Annotated in this window: 18 protein-coding genes; 7 read left to right on the forward strand and 11 right to left on the reverse strand. The window is 67.1% G+C overall.

Annotated elements, in window-relative coordinates; all coding sequences use genetic code 11:
- The first annotated feature begins 2 nt into the window (after positions 1-2).
- Positions 3-848 (forward strand): NRDE family protein, encoded by an 846-nt coding sequence (locus HWX76_RS14935; RefSeq protein WP_176016003.1) that lies wholly within the window; start codon positions 3-5, stop codon positions 846-848.
- Between the two features lie 16 nt (positions 849-864).
- Here HWX76_RS14935 and HWX76_RS14940 read toward each other — a convergent pair whose 3' ends face one another.
- The 6 genes from HWX76_RS14940 to HWX76_RS14965 all read right to left on the reverse strand — a co-directional run bounded on the left by HWX76_RS14940 (position 865) and on the right by HWX76_RS14965 (position 5,512).
- Positions 865-1,311, reverse strand: coding sequence for a GNAT family N-acetyltransferase (locus HWX76_RS14940; RefSeq protein WP_124554591.1), 447 nt, complete (start codon positions 1,309-1,311; stop codon positions 865-867).
- 40 nt (positions 1,312-1,351) lie between these two features.
- Positions 1,352-2,311 (reverse strand): alpha/beta hydrolase, encoded by a 960-nt coding sequence (locus HWX76_RS14945; RefSeq protein ID WP_176016055.1) that lies wholly within the window; start codon positions 2,309-2,311, stop codon positions 1,352-1,354.
- 163 nt (positions 2,312-2,474) lie between these two features.
- Positions 2,475-2,954 (reverse strand): PaaI family thioesterase, encoded by a 480-nt coding sequence (locus tag HWX76_RS14950; protein WP_089435154.1) that lies wholly within the window; start codon positions 2,952-2,954, stop codon positions 2,475-2,477.
- Positions 2,951-3,265, reverse strand: a complete 315-nt coding sequence (locus HWX76_RS14955) for a Dabb family protein (protein ID WP_012328683.1) — start codon at positions 3,263-3,265, stop codon at positions 2,951-2,953. The genes HWX76_RS14950 and HWX76_RS14955 overlap by 4 nt, the downstream gene beginning before the upstream one ends.
- A gap of 317 nt (positions 3,266-3,582) precedes the next feature.
- Positions 3,583-5,061, reverse strand: coding sequence for a sensor domain-containing diguanylate cyclase (locus HWX76_RS14960; RefSeq protein ID WP_050013263.1), 1,479 nt, complete (start codon positions 5,059-5,061; stop codon positions 3,583-3,585).
- A 58-nt stretch (positions 5,062-5,119) separates the two neighbouring features.
- A complete protein-coding gene (locus HWX76_RS14965) occupies positions 5,120-5,512 on the reverse strand; it encodes a hypothetical protein (protein WP_143328881.1) in 393 nt (130 codons plus the stop codon).
- A gap of 422 nt (positions 5,513-5,934) precedes the next feature.
- On the opposite strand from HWX76_RS14965, the gene HWX76_RS14970 reads away from it, so the two are divergent.
- Entirely contained in the window at positions 5,935-8,076 is a 2,142-nt protein-coding gene (locus tag HWX76_RS14970; RefSeq protein ID WP_124630776.1) for a hypothetical protein, read from the forward strand.
- A gap of 70 nt (positions 8,077-8,146) precedes the next feature.
- On the opposite strand, the gene HWX76_RS14975 is transcribed toward HWX76_RS14970, so the two are convergent.
- From HWX76_RS14975 to HWX76_RS14995, 5 genes are all read right to left on the reverse strand, one after another.
- Positions 8,147-9,547: a sensor domain-containing diguanylate cyclase gene (locus HWX76_RS14975; RefSeq protein WP_050013265.1), complete on the reverse strand. Its 1,401-nt coding sequence runs from the start codon at positions 9,545-9,547 to the stop codon at positions 8,147-8,149.
- Between the two features lie 265 nt (positions 9,548-9,812).
- A complete protein-coding gene (locus HWX76_RS14980; RefSeq protein WP_124554595.1) occupies positions 9,813-10,991 on the reverse strand; it encodes an acetyl-CoA C-acyltransferase in 1,179 nt (392 codons plus the stop codon).
- A 39-nt stretch (positions 10,992-11,030) separates the two neighbouring features.
- On the reverse strand, positions 11,031-11,663 hold the full coding sequence (pncA, locus tag HWX76_RS14985; RefSeq protein ID WP_050013267.1) for a bifunctional nicotinamidase/pyrazinamidase: 633 nt from the start codon (positions 11,661-11,663) through the stop codon (positions 11,031-11,033).
- A 44-nt stretch (positions 11,664-11,707) separates the two neighbouring features.
- Complete coding sequence (locus HWX76_RS14990) at positions 11,708-13,792, reverse strand: 3-hydroxyacyl-CoA dehydrogenase NAD-binding domain-containing protein (RefSeq protein WP_050013268.1); 2,085 nt, start codon at positions 13,790-13,792, stop codon at positions 11,708-11,710.
- A 201-nt stretch (positions 13,793-13,993) separates the two neighbouring features.
- Positions 13,994-15,637, reverse strand: coding sequence for a 3-(methylthio)propionyl-CoA ligase (locus HWX76_RS14995; RefSeq protein WP_050013269.1), 1,644 nt, complete (start codon positions 15,635-15,637; stop codon positions 13,994-13,996).
- Positions 15,638-15,814: 177 nt separating this feature from the next.
- On the opposite strand from HWX76_RS14995, the gene HWX76_RS15000 reads away from it, so the two are divergent.
- The 5 genes from HWX76_RS15000 (at position 15,815) to HWX76_RS15020 (ending at position 19,630) form a co-directional block, all read left to right on the forward strand.
- A complete protein-coding gene (locus HWX76_RS15000; RefSeq protein ID WP_089488547.1) occupies positions 15,815-17,383 on the forward strand; it encodes a protein adenylyltransferase SelO in 1,569 nt (522 codons plus the stop codon).
- 44 nt (positions 17,384-17,427) lie between these two features.
- A complete protein-coding gene (gene msrB, locus HWX76_RS15005; protein ID WP_050013271.1) occupies positions 17,428-17,859 on the forward strand; it encodes a peptide-methionine (R)-S-oxide reductase MsrB in 432 nt (143 codons plus the stop codon).
- A 129-nt stretch (positions 17,860-17,988) separates the two neighbouring features.
- Complete coding sequence (locus tag HWX76_RS15010; RefSeq protein WP_050013272.1) at positions 17,989-18,519, forward strand: septation protein A; 531 nt, start codon at positions 17,989-17,991, stop codon at positions 18,517-18,519.
- Between the two features lies 1 nt (position 18,520).
- Positions 18,521-18,829: a BolA family protein gene (locus tag HWX76_RS15015; protein WP_050013273.1), complete on the forward strand. Its 309-nt coding sequence runs from the start codon at positions 18,521-18,523 to the stop codon at positions 18,827-18,829.
- A gap of 18 nt (positions 18,830-18,847) precedes the next feature.
- A complete protein-coding gene (locus tag HWX76_RS15020) occupies positions 18,848-19,630 on the forward strand; it encodes a peptidylprolyl isomerase (RefSeq protein ID WP_050013274.1) in 783 nt (260 codons plus the stop codon).
- Positions 19,631-19,762: the final 132 nt, after the last annotated feature.

Raw genomic sequence — 19,762 nt, forward strand, 5'->3', positions numbered from 1 at the left:
CGATGTGTCTGATTGCCTTCGACTGGCAGCCCGATGCCGCCGCCGGTCCCGTCTTTACCCTCGTCGCCAATCGCGACGAGTTCTTTCGCCGGACCAGCGCGCCGCTCTCGTGGTGGGAGGACGTGCCGGGCGTGCTGGCTGGCCGCGATCTCGAAGCGGGCGGCACGTGGCTCGGCGTCTCGCGCGACGGCCGCTTCGCCGCGCTGACCAACTACCGCGCGCCGTTCGACATCCGCGCGGGCGCGCCGACCCGCGGCAAGCTGGTCTCCGACTTTCTCGGCGGCGCGTCCGTCGCGCCGCTCGACTATCTCGCGCAGCTTGCCGAGCATGCGGCCGTGTACAACGGCTTCAACCTGCTCGTCGGCGACTGGCGCCGACGCGAGCTCGCGTGGTTCTGCAACCGCGCGCCCGAAGGCGAAAGCCGTGTCGCCGCGCCCGTCGCGATCGCGCCGGGCGTGCATGCGCTGTCGAATGCGCGGCTCGATACGCCCTGGCCGAAAGTGGTGCGCAAGCGCGCGGAACTCGGCACGCTGCTCACCGACAACCCGACCCCGTCGCTCGACGAACTGATCGCGCTGATGCGCGACCCGCACGTCGCGGACGACGACGCGCTGCCGCACACCGGCATTCCGATCGAGCGCGAGCGCGCGCTGTCGGCCGCGTTCATCGAGACGCCCGAATACGGCACGCGCGGCACGACCGCGCTGCGCGTCACGATGAAGGAAGGCGTACGGCTGACGGTCGAGGTCAAGGAACGCAGCGACGACGACGGCTCGCACCGCACCGTCCGCCCCGGCGCGTTCGAACGCGCGGTTACGTTCGATATCGACGCGGCGCGGCCGCGCTGAGCGCACACGTGGCGCGCTACGGCGCGCGCGCCATCTCGACGTGCGGCACGCCGGCTTCGACGAACGGCTCGCCGACCGCCGCGAAGCCGTGCCGCAGATAGAACGACACCGCCGAATCCTGCGCGTACAGCCGCACGACGGCTTCGCCGCGGCGGCGCGCGGCGTCCAGCAGCGCATTCAGGACGGCCGACCCGACACCCTGCCCGCGCATGTCGGCCAGTACCGCGACACGGCCGATCGTGCCGGACGGCAGCAGCCGCCCCGTCGCGACCGCACGGCGCAGCCCGGTCGCCGCGTCGGTCCGGTACGCGACCGCATGCAGCGACAGCGGATCGTCGTCGTCGAGTTCCCATTCCGGCGGAATCTGCTGCTCGCGCACGAACACCGCGTCGCGGATCCGCGCGGCGTCGCCGCCCAGCACCGTCCAGTCGCCCGTTTCCACCCCGCCCACGCCGTTCGTCATCGCCATCCTCCCGCGGCGCGCGCGCCTTCCGCACTCGCCGTCAAACCTCGTCGAATGCCGCCTTCAGCGCCGCGACCGCATCGGCATGCGCGGCCCGCACCTCCGGCACGTAGCCGCCCATCTTGAAGAATTCGTGGATCATCCCCGGATAGCAGACCAGCGTGACCGCGTTGCCGGCCGCGCGCAACTTGTCCGCGTACGCGGCGCCCTCGTCGCTCAGCGGATCGTATTCGGCCGTCGCGATCCACGCCGGCGCGACGCCCGCGAACGACGGCGCATCGCGCGTGCCGTCGAGCGGCGCGAAACGCCAGTCGTCGCGATCCGCCCGATCGCGCACGTATTGCGTGAAGAACCACTGGATCGTGTCCTGCGTCAGCAGGTGGCCGCTGGCGAGCCGCGCGTGCGATTCGGTGTCCTGGTCACGCGTCACACCCGGATAGATCAGCAGCTGCAGCGCAAGACGAATGCCCGCGTCGCGCGCGAGCACCGCGCAGACCGTCGCGAGCGTCCCGCCCGCGCTGTCGCCGCCGACCGCCAGCCGCGCGGCGTCGACGCCGAACGCGGCGGCCTCGCGATGCAGCCATTGCAATGCATCGTCGGCATCGTTCACCGCGGTCGGAAATCTGTGTTCGGGCGCGAGCCGGTAGCCGACCGACAGCACCGCGCATTGCGCGTCGTGCGCGAACATCCGGCACAGCGCATCGTGCGTGTCGACGCTGCCGACCGTGAAGCCGCCGCCGTGGTAGTACACGAGCGCGGGCAGCGGCTCCGCCAGGCTCGGCGCGACCGGCAGATACAGCCGCGCACCGATCGTGCGGCCGTCGCGCGTCGGCACCACGCATTCCTCCACCGAATGCATCGGCGCCGGCACGACGTCGAGGATCGGCGCGCTCTTCTCGTACGCGGCGCGCGCCTGCTGCGGCGTCTGATGGTGATACGACGGACGTTTCGCGCGCTCGATCATGTCGAGCACCTGGGCGATCTTCGGATTCAGCGGCATCGGAGTGGACGGCGCGGGCGTGGCGCCGTGAACGGACAAGCGTGACATGATGCCACGCGGAGGCTGGACAGGCGCGGCGAACCGCGCCGTGTGCCGGCATTCCATGCTGCCAGACGAAACGGCCCTGCCGCATCGAAGAGACCGGGCCGCGCGTGGCGAATGCTTACGCGTCGCTCGGCCCGGGATGGGCGTCCGGCGCCGTGCGCGAGCGTTGCCGCTTGATGTCGCGGCCGACCGCCAGCCGCCGCATGTACTTGAACGTACCGAGCGCCTTCGCGACGAAATTGCCGTCGCTGTCGCGCACTTCGCCTTCGCAGTAGGCCATCGTCGTCGAGCGGTGCATCACGCGCCCGTAAGCGCGCAGCTCGCCGCGGCCCGGCTGCATGAAGTTCACCTTCATCTCGACCGTGACGACGCCGACGCCGTCGTCGGTCAGGCTGCGCGCCGCCATCGCGAGCGCGATATCGGCGAGCGTCATCGTCACGCCGCCGTGCGCGATGCTCCACGTGTTCATGTGGCGCTCTTCGAGCGGCAGCACGATCTCGCTCGCACCGTCCTTCGCGGACACGAGCTGCACGCCGAGCAGATCGACGAACGGGCTTTCGATCGACGGGCCTTCCGTCGGGGTTGCCGCGTCGCTCATCGTGCGACGTCGACGATGTAGTCGACGCACTCGCGCGATTCGGCCACCGCGACGACGAATTTCTTCACTTCCTGGTGAACCGGATGCACCTGGTACGCGTCGAGCGCCGCCTTGTCGGTGAAATCGGAGACGAGCACGATGTCGGCGGTCGCGTCGAGGCCAGGTGTGGCGAGGCCGACGTCGATCTGCAGGGTGCCGGGCACGAGGTCGCGGCAGCCTTCGAGCTTTTCCTTCAGCTTCAGCGCGTTCTGTGCGCGCGTCGCGCCTTCGGCGGATTCTTTCAACTTCCACATGACGATATGTCTGATCACTTCGTTCGCTCCTGTTCGTGTTGGTTCGGCGCTTGGCCGGGGACCCTTGGCAGTCGTGCACATTACGCCCGTTCGCCGGTCGCTTTCGTTCGCTCGGGATCTCGTCCGGTTGGAAAAAGCGGGCATCTTTGAAATCTTCACGGAAGATACCCGCTTTCTCGCCGTATCATTTACCGGCGTCAAGACGCCGACAAGCGAAGGCAGGCGACAAGCCTACCAAACTTACTGACGGCAATGGACTGTGTCTTGACGTGGGTCCGTCAGCTTTGGTCACTGCCGACATGAGTCTGACGAACGGCGCAATGCAACCATCTCCATCACTCCGCCGGCTGCAGCGCGGCAACCTTGTTCCGCCCGGTCGCCTTCGCGTAATACAGTGCCTCATCCGCCGCCTTGATCACGGCATCCGGCTGCCCTTCCTGATCCGGCATCCAGCACGCCAGGCCGATGCTCGCCGTCACACGCCCGTATTCGCTGCCGGCGTGCTCGAGGGCCAACGCATCGATTGCCGCGCGGATCCGCTCGGCAATCTGCGCCGCGCCGGTTTGTGGCGTGTCGGGAAGCAGCACGACGAACTCCTCTCCGCCATAACGCGCCGCCGTATCGGCCGGCCGACGAATATTGTCGCCGATGCACCGCGCGACCGCCGCCAACGCATCGTCCCCGGCCTGATGACCGTACGTGTCGTTGTAAGCCTTGAACCGATCCACATCCACGAACAGCAGCGAGAAAACGGAATGCGCACGTCGCGCGCGACGCCACTCCTGGTCCAGTACCTCGCCAAAGCTGCGGCGATTGCTCAGGCCGGTGAGACCGTCCGTCCGGGCGAGCAGCACGAGTTCCGATTCCGCCCGCATACGGCGCCGTAGCTGCGAACCGAGCAGAAGGGACAGTGCGATGAACGCCACCCCGAACGTCGCGACCAATCCGCCGATCTTGATCGCACGTTGCCGCCATGCGGCGTAAATGTCCTCCTCGGCCTCCGCCACCATGATGATCAGCGGCAGTTTCGGCAAATGCTTGAAGTAGTACAGGCGGCGCACGCCGTCGATCGATGACGTTTCGGAGAAGGCGCCCTCTCGCGCGGTCTGAAACCGCCGGAACGTCGCGGCTTTGCTGATGTCGCGGCCGATGGTATGCACATCGTACGGCTGACGCATCACCATCTTGCCGTCTTCGCCGATGAGCGAAATCGAGCCATGCTTGCCAAGCGAAAGCCCGGCGAAGAGCTGATGGAAATAATCGAGATTGACCGCGATAACGACGATGCCGCCAAACGATCCATCGGGGTTCGAAATCCGCCGCGTGAGCGCGATACTGAGCTTTCCCCCACGCAAACGGGAGACGAACGGGTCACTGATATAGAGTCCGACGTTCGGATTGTCGCGGTGGACCGTGAAGTATCGGCGATCGGAGAAATTACCCTTGCGCGGCTCGTCATAGCCCGAATCCAGAACGATATTGCCGCCTGCATCCATCACGAGCATCGAACCGAGAAATTCCGCGGTCATCGCGTGATCGAACAGCACCGACCGGCGCAGGCCCGGCGAAGCATCCATCACATCGCGGCGCTGCAACCCATGGATGACCGCCTGCAAAGACAGGTCGTACAACTCGATATTGCGTTCGATGTCGCGTTCGGCGATCAGTCCGAGGTTGCGGGACGTTTCCCTTGCCCGCTCCATCGCATCGTCACGGCTCTGCAAGAGTTGCAGCACGCATAGCGCCATGAGCGCGCATGCGATCACTGAAGCAATCGCCACGATGATGTAAGGGGCAGTCTTACGGGGATGCATGGGTCTCCTCACCGCGAATGCGCGCCCCTCGCGTCGAGCGCAGATTGCTCATACTAAATCAGTTGGGCCGATATTCGCGCCCGGCGCGAACGGAAAGGCTCAGCCGCGGGCGATTATAAATATCCAGCGCGAAAAATTGCCCGCTCGTAGCGGGCTTCTGCCTCCGATACACACGTTCGGCGCGCGTCATCGGCCGCGAACGAGCCGCTCGAGCTTCGCGCCGTCTTCGTCGAACTGCTTCAGCCGGCGAAGCGCCGATGGCGACGTCGCGTCGTCGTGCGGGCATACGCAGGAACGCGGATTGCCAGGCGGCCTTCGCGCGCGTTTGCCGCGCATGTCGGCCTGTCACGACACCGACCGACACAATCCGGCGATTCGTTTCCTGTTCGGCATCAATCGCCGGCGCGACAGCGTATTGCCGACCGGTTTTCAACCGATATCCGGAATGCATTAATCCGATCCCATTGAATCGCACATTTTACCGGCGCGACGGGTAATAATTGCGACCGGTTTTCAATTCAATATTGGAAAACAAAAACATTATTGACTTCGACTTTCCCGCAAATTTAGAATCGCCTACGACGGCCTACGTATCGTTTTCCTCGCCGCTCCGGATTCGCCACTCACCTGCGCGAAGGTCCTTCGCATCGGCCTTCCCGCCGGGCATCGACGTGCGCCCCTGTCGTTTTCAGCTGTCGGCATTTATCGACCACCCGGTTGTTTTTCAACCCATTTTCCTTTCGAAGAAACGCAATACCTCCATTCATTCCAGTCATTCGCCAAGAATGAATGCAAAGCAGCACCAAACGGACCCAAGATCCGCCAATTAGATATCCAGATAAAAAATCGCCAGTCATCAGGAGGGACATCAACATGCATCGCCTTGCGAAGTCGCTGTGTCTCGGGCTCGTCTGCGCCGGCCTGCTGTCGGCCTGCAATGACGACGACGTCCAGTCGACCACCCCGCCGTCGAACACCGCCGCGTTGTCGTTCCGCATGGATACCGGCGGCCAGATCAACGCGTTCTACCGGCAGGACAAGGTCGCCGCGCACCTGCTGGTACGCTCGTCGACGAAGCCGCGCCTGCTCGTGGTCTTCCCCGCCGGCAACAGCGGCACCGGGCTGTGGTTCGACGACACCGCGCAGCCGGTGAACTGGAGCCTCGACACGCCGCCGTCCGCGCTGTCGGCCCCGGACGCACACGGCCGCCCGCTGTACGGCATCGGCGCCGACGTGTCGGTCGACACCGCTACGCTGACGATCCGCCAGGGCGTGCTCAGCAACGTGCGCTTCCTGCGCGACTTCAACGGCGGCGCGACGATTCCGCAGCAGATCCTCACCGCGCCGACGGTCCAGGGCGGCACCGCGCAATGGCAACGCGACCGGCTCGACGGCGCGCCCGGCTATGCGCTGCGCATCACGCTGCGCGACGGCGGCAGCATCGCGCCGGCAGCGGGCGGCAAGCTCGTGCTGAATGCGCCGGCGGGCTCGCGCACGCTGAAGCTGCACATCGATGCGCTGTCGGGCGAGACGCCGCTGTCGCCGATCACGCACGCGGACCTGTTTGCTCCGTCCGTGAATCCCGACCCGGTCAGCCAGAACGTGCTCGAATTCCTGAGCTTCAACGACAAGCTGCTGGCGGGCTCGTGGCAGTACGACACGTACTTCGGCCGCGACACGCTGATCTCGGTCCGCATGCTGATGCCCGTGCTCGAACCCGCGGCGATCGAGGCCGGGCTGTCGTCGGTGCTGAGCCGCCTGTCGGCCGACGGCAAGGTCGCGCACGAGGAAGGCATCGGCGAATTCGCGCTGATCGACAACCAGAAGAACGGGCGGCCGAACGACGCGACACCGACCTACGACTACAAGATGATCGACAGCGACTACCTGCTCGCGCCGATCGCGGCCGCGTGGCTGATCGACGATACGCGCGGCCAGGCGCGTGCGGCCGCGTATCTGGCGCAGCGCGGCAGCGACGGGCAAACCAACGGCAGCCGCCTCGTCGTCAATCTGCTGCACGTCGCGACGACCGCGCAGCCGTTCGCGCAGCAGCCGTCGGTCGCGAACCTGATTCACCTGCGGCCCGGCGAAATCGTCGGCAACTGGCGCGACAGTACCGACGGCCTCGGCGGCGGCGTGTACCCGTACGACGTGAACGCAGTGCTCGTACCGGCCGCGCTGCGCGCGGCGAACGCGTTCCTCGCCCGCGGCCTGCTCGATCCGTACCTCGACGCCGGGCAACGCGCGACGCTCGCCAACACGGCGAACGAAGCGGCCACGTGGGAAACGCAGGCGCCGCCGCTGTTCCAGGTCAGCGTGCCGGCCGCGCAGGCGGCCACCGATGTGTCGGCCTATGCGCCGTCCGCCGGGGTGCCGGCCGGCGCCGCGCCCAATGCGCCGCTGGCCTTCTATGCGCTCTCGCTCGACCAGCAGGGCAACCCGATCCCGGTGATGAATTCGGACGGCGGCTTCGCGCTGCTGTTCGGCGCGCCGCCGGACGATCAGCTCCAGCGGATCGTGACCGACGTCACGCGGCCGTTCCCGACCGGCCTCGTGACCGATGCCGGGATGCTGATCGCGAACCCCGCGTATGCGAACCCGTCGCTGTGGCCGAAGTTCACGAGTTCCGCGTATCACGGCACGGTGATCTGGTCGTGGCAGCAGGCGATGTGGGTGGCCGGGCTCGATCGCCAACTGGCGCGCCAGGACCTGTCGGCCGCGACCCGCACGCTGCTCACGCAGGCGCGGCAGACGATCTGGCAGGTAATCTCGAACGGACGCGACATGCGCACGTCGGAAATGTGGACGTGGTCCTACGTGAACGGCAAGTACCAGACCGACGCATTCGGCACGCGCAGCGCCGATGCGACCGAAGCCAACGCGGCGCAGCTCTGGAGTACGACGTATCTCGCGATCCGCGATCCGCAGCAGCGCGCGGGCAAGTACTGGTGGCAAGCGTCGCAGCCGATGCAGGACGGGCAGCCGAAGCAGGCGACGGCGGTGGCGTCGCGCTAGCGCGCGGCCGGCACCGGCCTGCAAAAGCCCCGGCGGCGCGCCCGCCGCCGGGGTGTCGGTGCCATGCGGATCATCGCGACACCACGCGGTTGCGCCCTTCCCGCTTCGCCTGATAAAGCCGCTCGTCGACCGCCCGCAGCAGCGCATCGACCGTGCCGCCGTCGACGCCGTATTGCGCGACGCCGACGCTGACCGTCACCTGCACGCGCTTGAAGTCCAGCCCGAACGGCGCACTCGCGATCGACGAACGTACGCGCTCGGCCGTCATCCGCGCGCCTTCGAGCGGCATCTCGGGCAAGAGCGCCATGAATTCCTCGCCGCCGACCCGTGCGAGCGCGCCCGCCGGCCGGATCGCCTCGAGGCACTGGCGCACGACGCCGCGCAGCACCTCGTCGCCGATCTGGTGCCCGTAGGCATCGTTGATGTTCTTGAAATTGTCGAGATCGAGCGCGAGCAGGCAGAACGGCGTGCCGTCGCGCTCGGCCCGCACGATTTCGCGCTCGACCTGCGCGATGAACTGCCGGCGGTTCGACGCGCCCGTCATCGGGTCGGTCGCAGCCATGTACTCGAGCTTCTGGTTCGTACGCCGCAGCTCCTGCAGCGCGCTTTCGGTGCGCGCCATCGATTCCGACAGCCGGCTCATCAGGTCTTCCTGGCTGTAGATCGCCGAGAACGAGCGCGTCGTCTGCAGCGCCTGCACGACACCGTAGCTCAGCAGGAAGAACCCGCCCGCGAAGATCGCGTGCGCGAGCCACCACATGTGATTCCACGGCTTGCCGAGGATGAACGCGAGCGACGACAGCGCGAACGCCATGATCGACACGCCGTAGATCACCATCAGCGGCGAGCGGATCCGCCGTGCGAGCAGCAGGCACACGTTCAGCAGCGAGAACACCAGCGCGCCGCCTTCCATCGACAGCCGCGTGCCGAGCGCACCCGCGACCGGCGAATACGCGATGTACGCGACCGCCACGTTGACGAGCAGGAAGAACACGATCCACGGCAGCCACGTCCGCACGCTCGTGCGCTTGTCGAGCCGGTCGGGCGGACGCGAATACGACAGCAGCCCCGTGAGCAGCAGCGCCGACATCACGAACCGCGACGCGGGCCCGTACAGCAGGAACAGCCAGATATTGTGGTGCGCCATCCCGGTGAACGCGCCGTGCAGCGCGTAGATCATCGCGAAGCCGAGAAAGCCGAGCGTCAGCCAGCGCAGCAGCGGCTCGCCGGACGACCGGTAACACACCCACGTCACGTAGGTGACGAACGCGCCTTCGATCGTCGCCGCCGCGATCGCGATTTCATGGAAGGCGTGGTTCTCGAACACGACGCTCCGGTCGCTGAAGAACCACAGATAGGCAATCAGATAGGCCGGCAACAACGCGAATCCGACCAGCAGGCATTTCGCGTAGAGCCTGGCGGCCGCGCTGACGACGCGCGGCGGTTCCCCGGCTGCATAGGTCGTACTCATTCGGTCCCCGGTCGGTCTGCTGCGTTGGCTGGAATCTTCTCGGGACGGATCGCGCCCCCACGCGCGATCTGGCCCATCATGCCGAAAGGCAAATGTCAGAGCAAGTATAGGAGGGGTAATTCGTTTGACAAGTCAGGGGAAACGGCATTGCCGGGTGCATGCCTTTTGTTTCCCCATCATTGCGAATGGCGCATCGGTCGCGCCGATTCGCTGCGGCGGGGTGCGGTGGCGCCGAAGCGCGACCGCGGCCGCCGCCGGTCAAAGATCAGAGGATTTCAAACAGGCCGGCCGCGCCCTGCCCGCCGCCGATGCACATCGTGACGACCACGTACTTCACGCCGCGCCGCTTGCCCTCGATCAGCGCATGGCCGGTCAGGCGCGCGCCCGACACGCCGTACGGATGGCCGACCGCGATCGCGCCGCCGTTCACGTTCAGGCGGTCCTCAGGAATCCCGAGCGTGTCGCGGCAGTACAGCACCTGCACCGCGAACGCCTCGTTCAGTTCCCACAGGCCGATGTCGTCGACTGTCAGCCCGGCCTGCTTCAGCAGCTTGGGCACAGCGAACACCGGGCCGATGCCCATTTCGTCCGGCTCGCAGCCGGCCACCGCGAAGCCGCGGAACGCGCCCAGCGGCTGCAGCCCTTCGCGCTGCGCGGCCTTAGCGCTCATCACGACGCATGCCGACGCGCCATCCGAGAACTGGCTCGCATTGCCCGCGGTGATCACGCCGCCCGGCACAGCCGAACGGATCTTCGACACGCCTTCGAGCGTCGTGTCGGGGCGGATGCCTTCGTCGGCCGAGACCGTCACTTCCTGCGTGAACAGGCGGCCCGTCGCCTTGTCGGCGATGCCCGCGAGCACGGTGATCGGCACGATCTCGTCGCGAAAACGCCCGGCTTCCTGCGCGGCCGCGGCCCGCAGTTGCGACTGCACGCCGTATGCGTCCTGGCGCTCCTTCGAGATCCCGTAGCGCTTCGCGACATTCTCGGCGGTCTGCAGCATGTTCCAGTAGATCTCGGGCTTGTGCTGGACGAGCCAGCCTTCCTGGACCATGTGCCGGTTCATCTCGTTCTGCACGCACGAGATCGACTCGACGCCGCCGGCCACGTAGATCTCGCCTTCGCCCGCGATGATCCGCTGCGCGGCCAGCGCGATCGTCTGCAGCCCGGACGAACAGAAACGGTTCACCGTCATCCCCGGCACGCTCACAGGCAACCCGGCGCGCAGCGCGATCTGCCGCGCGATGTTCGCGCCGGTCGCGCCTTCGGGGTTCGCGCAGCCCATGATCACGTCCTCGACGCGCGCCGGATCGAGCTTCGCGCGCTCGAGCGCGGCCGCGACCACGTGGCCGCCGAGCGTCGCGCCGTGCGTCATGTTGAAGGCGCCGCGCCAGGATTTCGCGAGCGGCGTGCGGGCGGTCGATACGATTACGGCTTCGGTCATGCGAGTCTCCTTCGGTCCTGCTTCATGTTGGGGTCTGCGCTACGCCGCCGGGCGCGCGCTGGCGGACGTCGCATGCACGACGCCCGCTGCCTGCATCTGCTGCCATGCGTGCGCGAGCGACCCGTTCAGGTCGATCGCGCGGCACGCATCGTTGATCACCGCGGCTTCGAAACCGGCCGCGCGCGCATCGAGCGCCGACCACGCGACGCAATAGTCGGTCGCGAGCCCGCAGCACCACACGCGCTTCGCGCCGAGTTCGCGCAGATAGCCCGCGAGCCCCGTGCGCGTCGTGCGGTCGGCTTCGACGAACGCGGAATAGCTGTCGACCTGCGCGTCGCCCCCCTTGCGGATCACGAGCCGCGCATGCGGGATGTCGAGGTCGCGATGCAGCGCCGCGCCGTCGGTGTCCTGCACGCAGTGCACGGGCCACAGCACCTGCTCGCCGTACGGCAGCGCGAGCGTCGAGAACGGCTCGCGGCCCGGATGGTTCGCCGCGAACGACACGTGCTCGCGCGGGTGCCAGTCCTGCGTGAGCACGACCTGGTCGAAGCGTTGCGCGAGCGCGTTGATCACGGGCACGACCGCATCGCCGTCGGGCACCGCGAGCGCGCCGCCCGGCATGAAGTCGTATTGCACGTCGATCACGAGCAGGACGTCGTCGGTGCGTTTCATTGCGTGTCTCCAGACAGGATCGGTCGCGCAGCGATGCGGCGGCGTCAGCCGTTGAACCCGCGGCCGGCCTTCGCCCGTTCCGCGATCGACGGCGCGAGCTGCCATGCGTCACCGTTCGGCGCGGCCGCATAGCGGCGAATCGCGCGCTCGACGTTGTAGAGGCCGACCATGTCCGCGTACAGCATCGGGCCGCCGCGCCACAGCGGGAAGCCATACCCGGTCAGGTAGACCATGTCGATATCGGACGCCTTCGACGCGATCTTCTCTTCGAGGATCTTCGCGCCTTCGTTGACGAGCGCGAACACCAGCCGCTCGACGATCTCGTCGTCGCCGATCTTGCGCCGCTCGACGCCGCGCTCCTTCGAGTACGCGACGATCATCTCGTCGACGAGCGACGACGGCTTCGCCTTGCGGTCGCCCGGCACGTAGTCGTACCAGCCGGCGCCCGTCTTCTGGCCGAAGCGGCCCTGTTCGCACAGGCGGTCGGCGATCTTCGAATAGTGCAGATCGGGCTGCTCGACGTAACGGCGCTTGCGGATCGCCCAGCCGATGTCGTTGCCGGCGAGGTCGCTCATCCGGAACGGCCCCATCGCGAAGCCGAACTTCTCGATCGCGCGATCGACCTGCGCGGGCAGCGCGCCTTCCTCGAGCATGAACAGCGCCTGGCGGATGTACTGCTCGATCATCCGGTTGCCGATGAAGCCGTCGCACACGCCCGACACGACCGCCGTCTTGCGGATCTTCTTCGCCACCGCCATCACGGTCGCGAGCACATCCTTCGCGGTCTGCGCGCCGCGCACGACCTCGAGCAGCTTCATCACGTTCGCCGGGCTGAAGAAGTGCATGCCGACGACGTCCTGCGGGCGCTTCGTGAACGCCGCGATCTTGTCGACATCGAGCGTCGACGTGTTCGACGCGAGGATCGCGCCCGGCTTCGCGACTTCGTCGAGCTTCTTGAACACCTGCTCCTTCACGCCGAGTTCCTCGAACACCGCTTCGACGATCAGGTCGGCGTCCTTCAGGTCGTCGTAGGACAGCGTCGGCGTGATCAGCGCGATGCGTGCGTCGAGCTTCTCCTGCGTGAGCCTGCCCTTCTTCACCTGCGCGTCGTAGTTCTTGCGGATCGTCGCGAGGCCGCGCTCGAGCGCATCCTGCTTCGTCTCGAGCAGCGTGACCGGCAGCCCCGCGTTGATGAAGTTCATCGCGATCCCGCCGCCCATCGTGCCCGCGCCGATCACGCCGACCCGGCGGATCTCGCGCAGCGGCGTATCGGCCGGCACGTCGGGAATCTTGCTCGCCGCCCGTTCGCCGAAGAACGCATGGCGCAGCGCGCGGCTTTCCGGCGTCATCATCAGCGCGACGAAACCCTCGCGCTCGGCGATGCTGCCTTTGTCGAAGCCGTTCAGCACGCCGGCCTCGATCGCGTCGATGCACTTGTGCGGCGCGGGGAAATTCGGCGCGGCGGCCCGCGCGGAATTGCGCGCGAACTGGATGAAGCCCGCCGCGTTCTCGTGGACGATCTTGCGATCGCGGACGCGCGGATGCGGGCCGTTCTGCGCGCCGACCTTGCGCGCGAACGCGACGGCCGCGTCGAGCAGGTCGCCGTCGGCCATTTCGTCGAACAGCCCGCTCGTCGCGAGTTGCTCCGACGGCACCGGCGCGCCCGACACGATCATGTTCAGCGCGGTTTCGAGGCCGACCGCGCGCGGCAGGCGTTGCGTGCCGCCCGCGCCCGGCAGCAACCCGAGCTTCACTTCGGGCAGCGCGACCTGCGCGCCGGGCGCGGCGATGCGGTAGTGCGCGCCGAGCGCAAGCTCCAGCCCGCCGCCCATCACGACGCTGTGCAGCGCCGCGACGACCGGCTTCGCGCTTGCCTCCACCGCGCGGATCACGGTGTGCAGCGTCGGCTCCTGCAGCGCCTTCGGCGTATTGAATTCGGTGATGTCGGCGCCACCCGAGAACGCGCGACCCGCGCCGGTCAGCACGATGGCCGTGACCGACGGCTCCTGCGCGGCGCGATCGAGCGCGTCCATGACGCCCTGGCGGGTCGACAGGCCGAGCCCGTTGACGGGCGGATTGTTGAGCGTGATGACGGCCACGCCGTCGCGAGTCGAGTAATCCACTGCCATCTGCCTGCCTCCATGCATCGCGCGCCGGATTGGCTGCGCTTCATTGTGCGCGGTCGAACGGCCGCATGTCCGAATGAACGCAGGCAGCATACAACGAAAAAGCACGGTCGTTCAATTTTAATTTCGCTCCCGATCCGGGGACGGATCGGGGGATCGCATCGGGACCGAATCGCGGGCCGGCGGCAGCCCGGACGCGAAGGCTTACGGCGCGCACACCGCCGTCGGCAACACGTAATCGCGAAACGTCTCGCGCAGCTTCAGCTTCTGCAGCTTGCCGGTCGCGGTGTGCGGCAGCGATTCGACGAACACGACGTCGTCGGGAATCCACCATTTCGCGACCTTGCCCTCGTAGAACGCGAGCAGCGCGTCGCGGCTCAGGTTCGCGCCTTCGCGCGGCACCACGACGAGCAGCGGCCGCTCGGTCCATTTCGGGTGCGCGCACGCGATGCACGCGGCTTCGGCCACCCCGGGATGCGCGATCGCGACGTTCTCGATGTCGATCGAGCTGATCCACTCGCCGCCCGACTTGATCACGTCCTTGCTGCGGTCGGTAATCTGCAGGAAGCCGTCGGGGTCGATCGTCGCGACGTCGCCGGTCGGGAACCAGCCGTCCGCCAGCGGCGACGCATCACCGCGAAAGTAGTGGTCGATCACCCACGGCCCGCGCACCTGCAGTTCGCCGAACGCGACGCCGTCCCACGGCAGCTCGCGGCCGTCGTCGCCGACGATCCGCATGTCGACGCCGCAGATCACGCGCCCCTGCTTCTCGAGCAGCCGGCGCTGCGCGTCGAGCGGCCGCTGCGACTGCGCCCAGTTGAGCTTCGCGAGCGTGCCGAGCGGCGACAGTTCGGTCATTCCCCATGCATGGATCACGCGCACGCCGTATTCGTCCTCGAACGTGCGCAGCATCGCGGGCGGGCACGCGGAGCCGCCGATCACCGTGCGGTTCAGCGTCGAGAAACGCACGCCGGCCTCGCGCATGTAGTTCAGCAGGCCGAGCCACACGGTCGGCACGCCCGCGGAGAACGTCACGCGCTCGGCCTCCATCAGCTCGTACAGCGATTTCCCGTCGAGATCCTTGCCGGGCAGCACCAGCTTGCCGCCGGTGAGCGGCACCGCGTACGGCAGCCCCCATGCGTTGACGTGGAACATCGGCACGACGGGCAGCACGGCGTCCATCGCGGACAGGTTCATCGCGTCGGGCAGCGCGGCGCCGTATGCATGCAGCACGGTCGAGCGATGCGAATACAGCACGCCCTTCGGGTTGCCGGTCGTGCCCGACGTGTAGCAGAGCCCCGATGCCTGCTGCTCGTCGAGGCGCGGCCAGTCGTAGCGGCCGTCCTCGGCTTCGACGAGCGTTTCGTAGCAGAGGAACGGCGTCGCGCCGGACGGCAGGTGCGCGGCGTCCGTCATCGCGATCCAGCCCTTCACGTGCGGGCATTGCGGCGCGATCGCATCGACGAGCGGCGCGAAATTGATGTCGAAGAAGACGTAGCGGTCTTCCGCGTGATTGACGATGTACGCGATCTGTTCGGGAAACAGGCGCGGGTTGATCGTATGGCACACGGCGCCCATCCCGCCGATCCCGTAATACGCTTCCAGATGCCGGTAGCCGTTCCACGCCAGCGTGCCCACGCGGTCGCCGGTTGCGACGCCGAGCCGCGCGAGCGCCTGCGCCAGTTGCTTCGCGCGGCGTTCGCAATCGCGATACGTGTAGCGATGCAGGTCGCCTTCGACGCGCTTCGACACGATTTCCGTGTCGCCCGCATGCCGCGCGGCATGCGCGATCAGCGACGACACCAGCAGCGGCACATCCATCATCTGGCCCAGCAACGGCTTACCCATCGTCTTGTTCTCCGTGAGGATGCGAATCGGTGACCCGCCTGGCGGCCGTTTCCATCCGGAAGCAGCCCGCATGCGCGCCCGTCAGCGGCCCGGACGGGCGTGGCGCACGATGCGCGGGCCGCCATGCGGGCGGCGCGACGCCGCCTTACAATATCGGCTTACCCAGAGGCGCTCAACATGTCGTTTTCCCGAAGCGCAGCCGATGCGGCTGACACTCTCCCCGACCTCGCCGCGACGCTCGGCGCGCCCGCCGAACGCGCGTTCGTCACGCTCGGCGACGCGTTTCATACGCGGCTGCCGGCCGCGCCGCTGGCCGCGCCGTACGTCGTCGGCTTTTCCGACGAAGTCGCGCAGCTGCTCGACCTACCGCCCGCGATCGCCGCGCAGCCCGGCTTCGCCGAGCTGTTCGCCGGCAACCCGACGCGCGACTGGCCCCCGCACGCGATGCCGTACGCGTCGGTCTATTCCGGCCATCAGTTCGGCGTGTGGGCCGGCCAGCTCGGCGACGGCCGCGCGCTGACGATCGGCGAGTTGCCCGGCGCCGACGGCCGGCGCTACGAACTGCAGCTCAAGGGCGGCGGCCGCACGCCGTATTCGCGGATGGGCGACGGCCGCGCGGTGCTGCGCTCGTCGATCCGCGAATTCCTGTGCTCGGAAGCGATGCATCACCTCGGCATCCCGACCACGCGCGCGCTGACGGTGATCGGCTCCGACCAGCCGGTGGTGCGCGAGGAGATCGAGACGGCGGCCGTCGTCACGCGCGTGTCGGAAAGCTTCGTGCGCTTCGGCCACTTCGAGCACTTCTTCTCGAACGATCGCCCCGACCTGCTGCGCCAGCTGGCCGATCACGTGATCGACCGCTTCTATCCGGCCTGCCGCGACGCGGACGATCCGTACCTCGCGCTGCTCGAGGCCGCGACGCTGCGCACGGCCGACCTCGTCGCGCAATGGCAGGCGGTCGGCTTCTGCCACGGCGTGATGAACACCGACAACATGTCGATCCTCGGCGTGACGATCGACTACGGTCCGTTCGGCTTCGTCGATGCATTCGACGCGAACTACATCTGCAACCACTCGGACACCAACGGCCGCTATGCGTACCGGATGCAGCCGCGCATCGCGCACTGGAACTGCTATTGCCTCGCGCAGGCGCTGCTGCCGCTGATCGGGCTGCAGCACGGCATCGCCGACGACGACGCGCGCGCCGAGCGCGCGGTGGACGACGCCCAGGCCGTGCTCGCGAAGTTTCCGGAGCGCTTCGGCCCCGCGCTCGAACGCGCGATGCGCGCGAAGCTCGGCCTCGAACTCGAACGCGACGGCGACGCCGAGCTCGCGAACAAGCTGCTCGAGACGATGCATGCGAGCCACGCGGATTTCACGCTGACGTTCCGCCGGCTCGCGCAGATCTCGAAGCACGACGCGAGCCGCGACGCGCCCGTGCGCGACCTCTTCACCGACCGTGAAGCATTCGACGCATGGGCGAACCTCTACCGCGCGCGACTGTCCGAGGAAACGCGCGACGACGCGGCTCGCGCGGTTGCAATGAACCGCGCGAATCCCAAATACGTGCTTCGCAACCATCTGGCCGAAGTTGCGATCCGGCGCGCGAAGGAAAAGGATTTTTCGGAAGTCGAGCGGCTCGCGCGGATCCTGCGTCGCCCGTTCGACGAACAACCGGAGCATGAAGCGTACGCGGCGTTGCCGCCCGACTGGGCCGGCACGCTCGAAGTGAGCTGCTCGTCCTGAGCCCGCAACCCGCGCATCTCGACCGACCGATCAGGAGAACCCCCATGTCCCACGATTCCGACGACAAGACCTTCCCGTACCAGAAGGACGACGCCGAGCTGCGCCGCCGGCTCACGCCGATGCAGTACGAGGTCACGCAGCACGCGGCGACCGAGCGCGCGTTCACCGGCGAATACACCGACACCGAGGATGCCGGCATCTACAAGTGCGTCGTCTGCAGCACGCCGCTGTTCGAATCCGGCGCCAAGTTCCATTCGGGCTGCGGCTGGCCCAGCTACTTCAAGCCGCTCAACGGCGAGGTGATCGACGAGAAGGTCGACTACTCGCACGGGATGGTGCGCGTCGAGGTGCGCTGCAACCACTGCGGCGCGCATCTGGGCCACGTGTTCGAGGACGGCCCGCGCGACCAGACCGGTTTGCGGTACTGCATCAATTCGGCTGCGTTAAACTTCGAGTCCCGACCCGAAAACGAATGAGCGGCGCCGGGCGGATCTGCCGGGCGGCCAGCCGCGGGCCGGCCGCCCTGCTCCGCGACGGCGATGCCTGGCGGGTCCCTACAACGGTGACAGGCCGCACATGCGGCCTGTCACGCAGCTGCGAGCGCCATGAAATTCCTGTTCGATCTGTTTCCGATCATCCTGTTTTTTGTCGCCTTCAAGGTCTGGGGCATCTTTACCGCCACCGCCGTCGCGATCGTCGCGACGCTGGCCCAGGTCGCCTGGGTCGCCTTCCGGCACCGGAAGGTCGACACGATGCTGTGGGTCAGCCTCGGCGTGATCGTCGTGTTCGGCGGCGCCACCCTCGTCCTGCATGACGAGAAATTCATTCAATGGAAACCGACTGTGCTGTACTGGCTGTTTGCGATCGGGTTGCTCGCCGCGCGTTATGCGTTCAGCAAGAACCTGATCGAGAAGATGATGGGCAAGCAGCTCACGCTGCCGCACCCCGTGTGGGACAAGCTGAACGCCGCCTGGGCGCTGTTCTTCGCGGTGCTCGGCGTCGCGAACCTGTACGTGGTGCACAACTTCACCGAATCGCAATGGGTGAACTTCAAGCTGTTCGGTACGACGGGCGCGATGGTCGTGTTCATCATCCTGCAGAGCCTGTGGCTCACGAAATACCTGAAGGACGAGTGACATGAGCGACGCCTTTCTCCACGCCTCCGCCGACGAACGCATCGCGCTGATCGAAGCGCGCCTCACCGCGTCGCTCGCGCCGCTGTCGCTCACCGTGCGCGACGACAGCGCGCAGCACGCGGGCCATGCGGGCGCGGCCGCCGGCGGCCATTTCACGGTCACGATCGTCTCGTCCGCGTTCGCGGGCAAGCCGCGCGTCGCGCGGCACCGGCTGGTGTATGATGCGCTCGCTGATGCGATGCAGCGCGGCATTCACGCGCTCGCGATCGTGGCTTACACGCCCGAAGAATTCAACGAATCTTCAATCTAGTCTCATTAGGAATTCCCGATGATCCTGAAATCCCCCCGCCTGTGGGTCGCGGCGGCTGCTTTTGCAGCGGCACCGGCATTTGCCCAGAACATCGCCGTCGTCAACGGCACGCCGATTCCGAAATCGCGCGCCGACGCGATGGTCGCGCAGCTCGTCCAGCAAGGCCAGACCGACGGTCCGCAACTGCAGCAGGCCGTGCGCCAGGAACTCGTGAACCGCGAAATCCTGATGCAGGAAGCGATTCGCGAAGGCATCCCGAACCGTCCGGACGTGAAGGCGCAAGTCGCCGTCGCGCAGCAGACCGTCGTGCTGCGCTCGATGATCGAGAGCTTCCTGAAGAAGAACCAGCCGACCGACGCCGAAGTGAAGGCGCGCTACGACGAACTCGTCAAGGGCGTGGGCGGCAACCGCGAGTACCACCTGCACCACATCCTCGTCGAGAGCGAGCAGCAGGCGAAGGACCTGATCGCGAAGATCAAGGGCGGCGCGAAGTTCGAGGATCTCGCGAAGCAATACTCGAAGGATCCGGGTTCGGGCAAGAACGGCGGCGATCTCGACTGGTCCGACCCGAAGGCGTACGTGCCGGAATTCGCGGCGGCCGCGCAGAAGCTGCAGAAAGGCCAGATGACCGACGCGCCGGTGAAGACGCAGTTCGGCTGGCACATCATCCGCGTCGACGACATCCGCGACATCGCGCCGCCGCCGTTCGACCAGGTGAAGGCGCAGATCGCGCAGCAGCTCGTGCAGCAGAAGCTGCAGGCGTTCGAGGAAGGTCTGCGCCAGCAGGCGAAGATCCAGTAACGCCGGCGCGTCGTACGCGCATCGACAAGCCGCTCTTCGGAGCGGCTTTTTCTTTTGGCGCGCACGAAACAGATATACCGCGACGCGATGGTGCGCGGCGCGCCGTGCAACAAAAAAACCGCTCCGGAGAGC

Origin of the sequence: Burkholderia sp. BCC0398 (genome assembly GCF_902833245.1) — a bacterium.
Classification (GTDB): Bacteria; Pseudomonadota; Gammaproteobacteria; order Burkholderiales; family Burkholderiaceae; genus Burkholderia; species Burkholderia sola.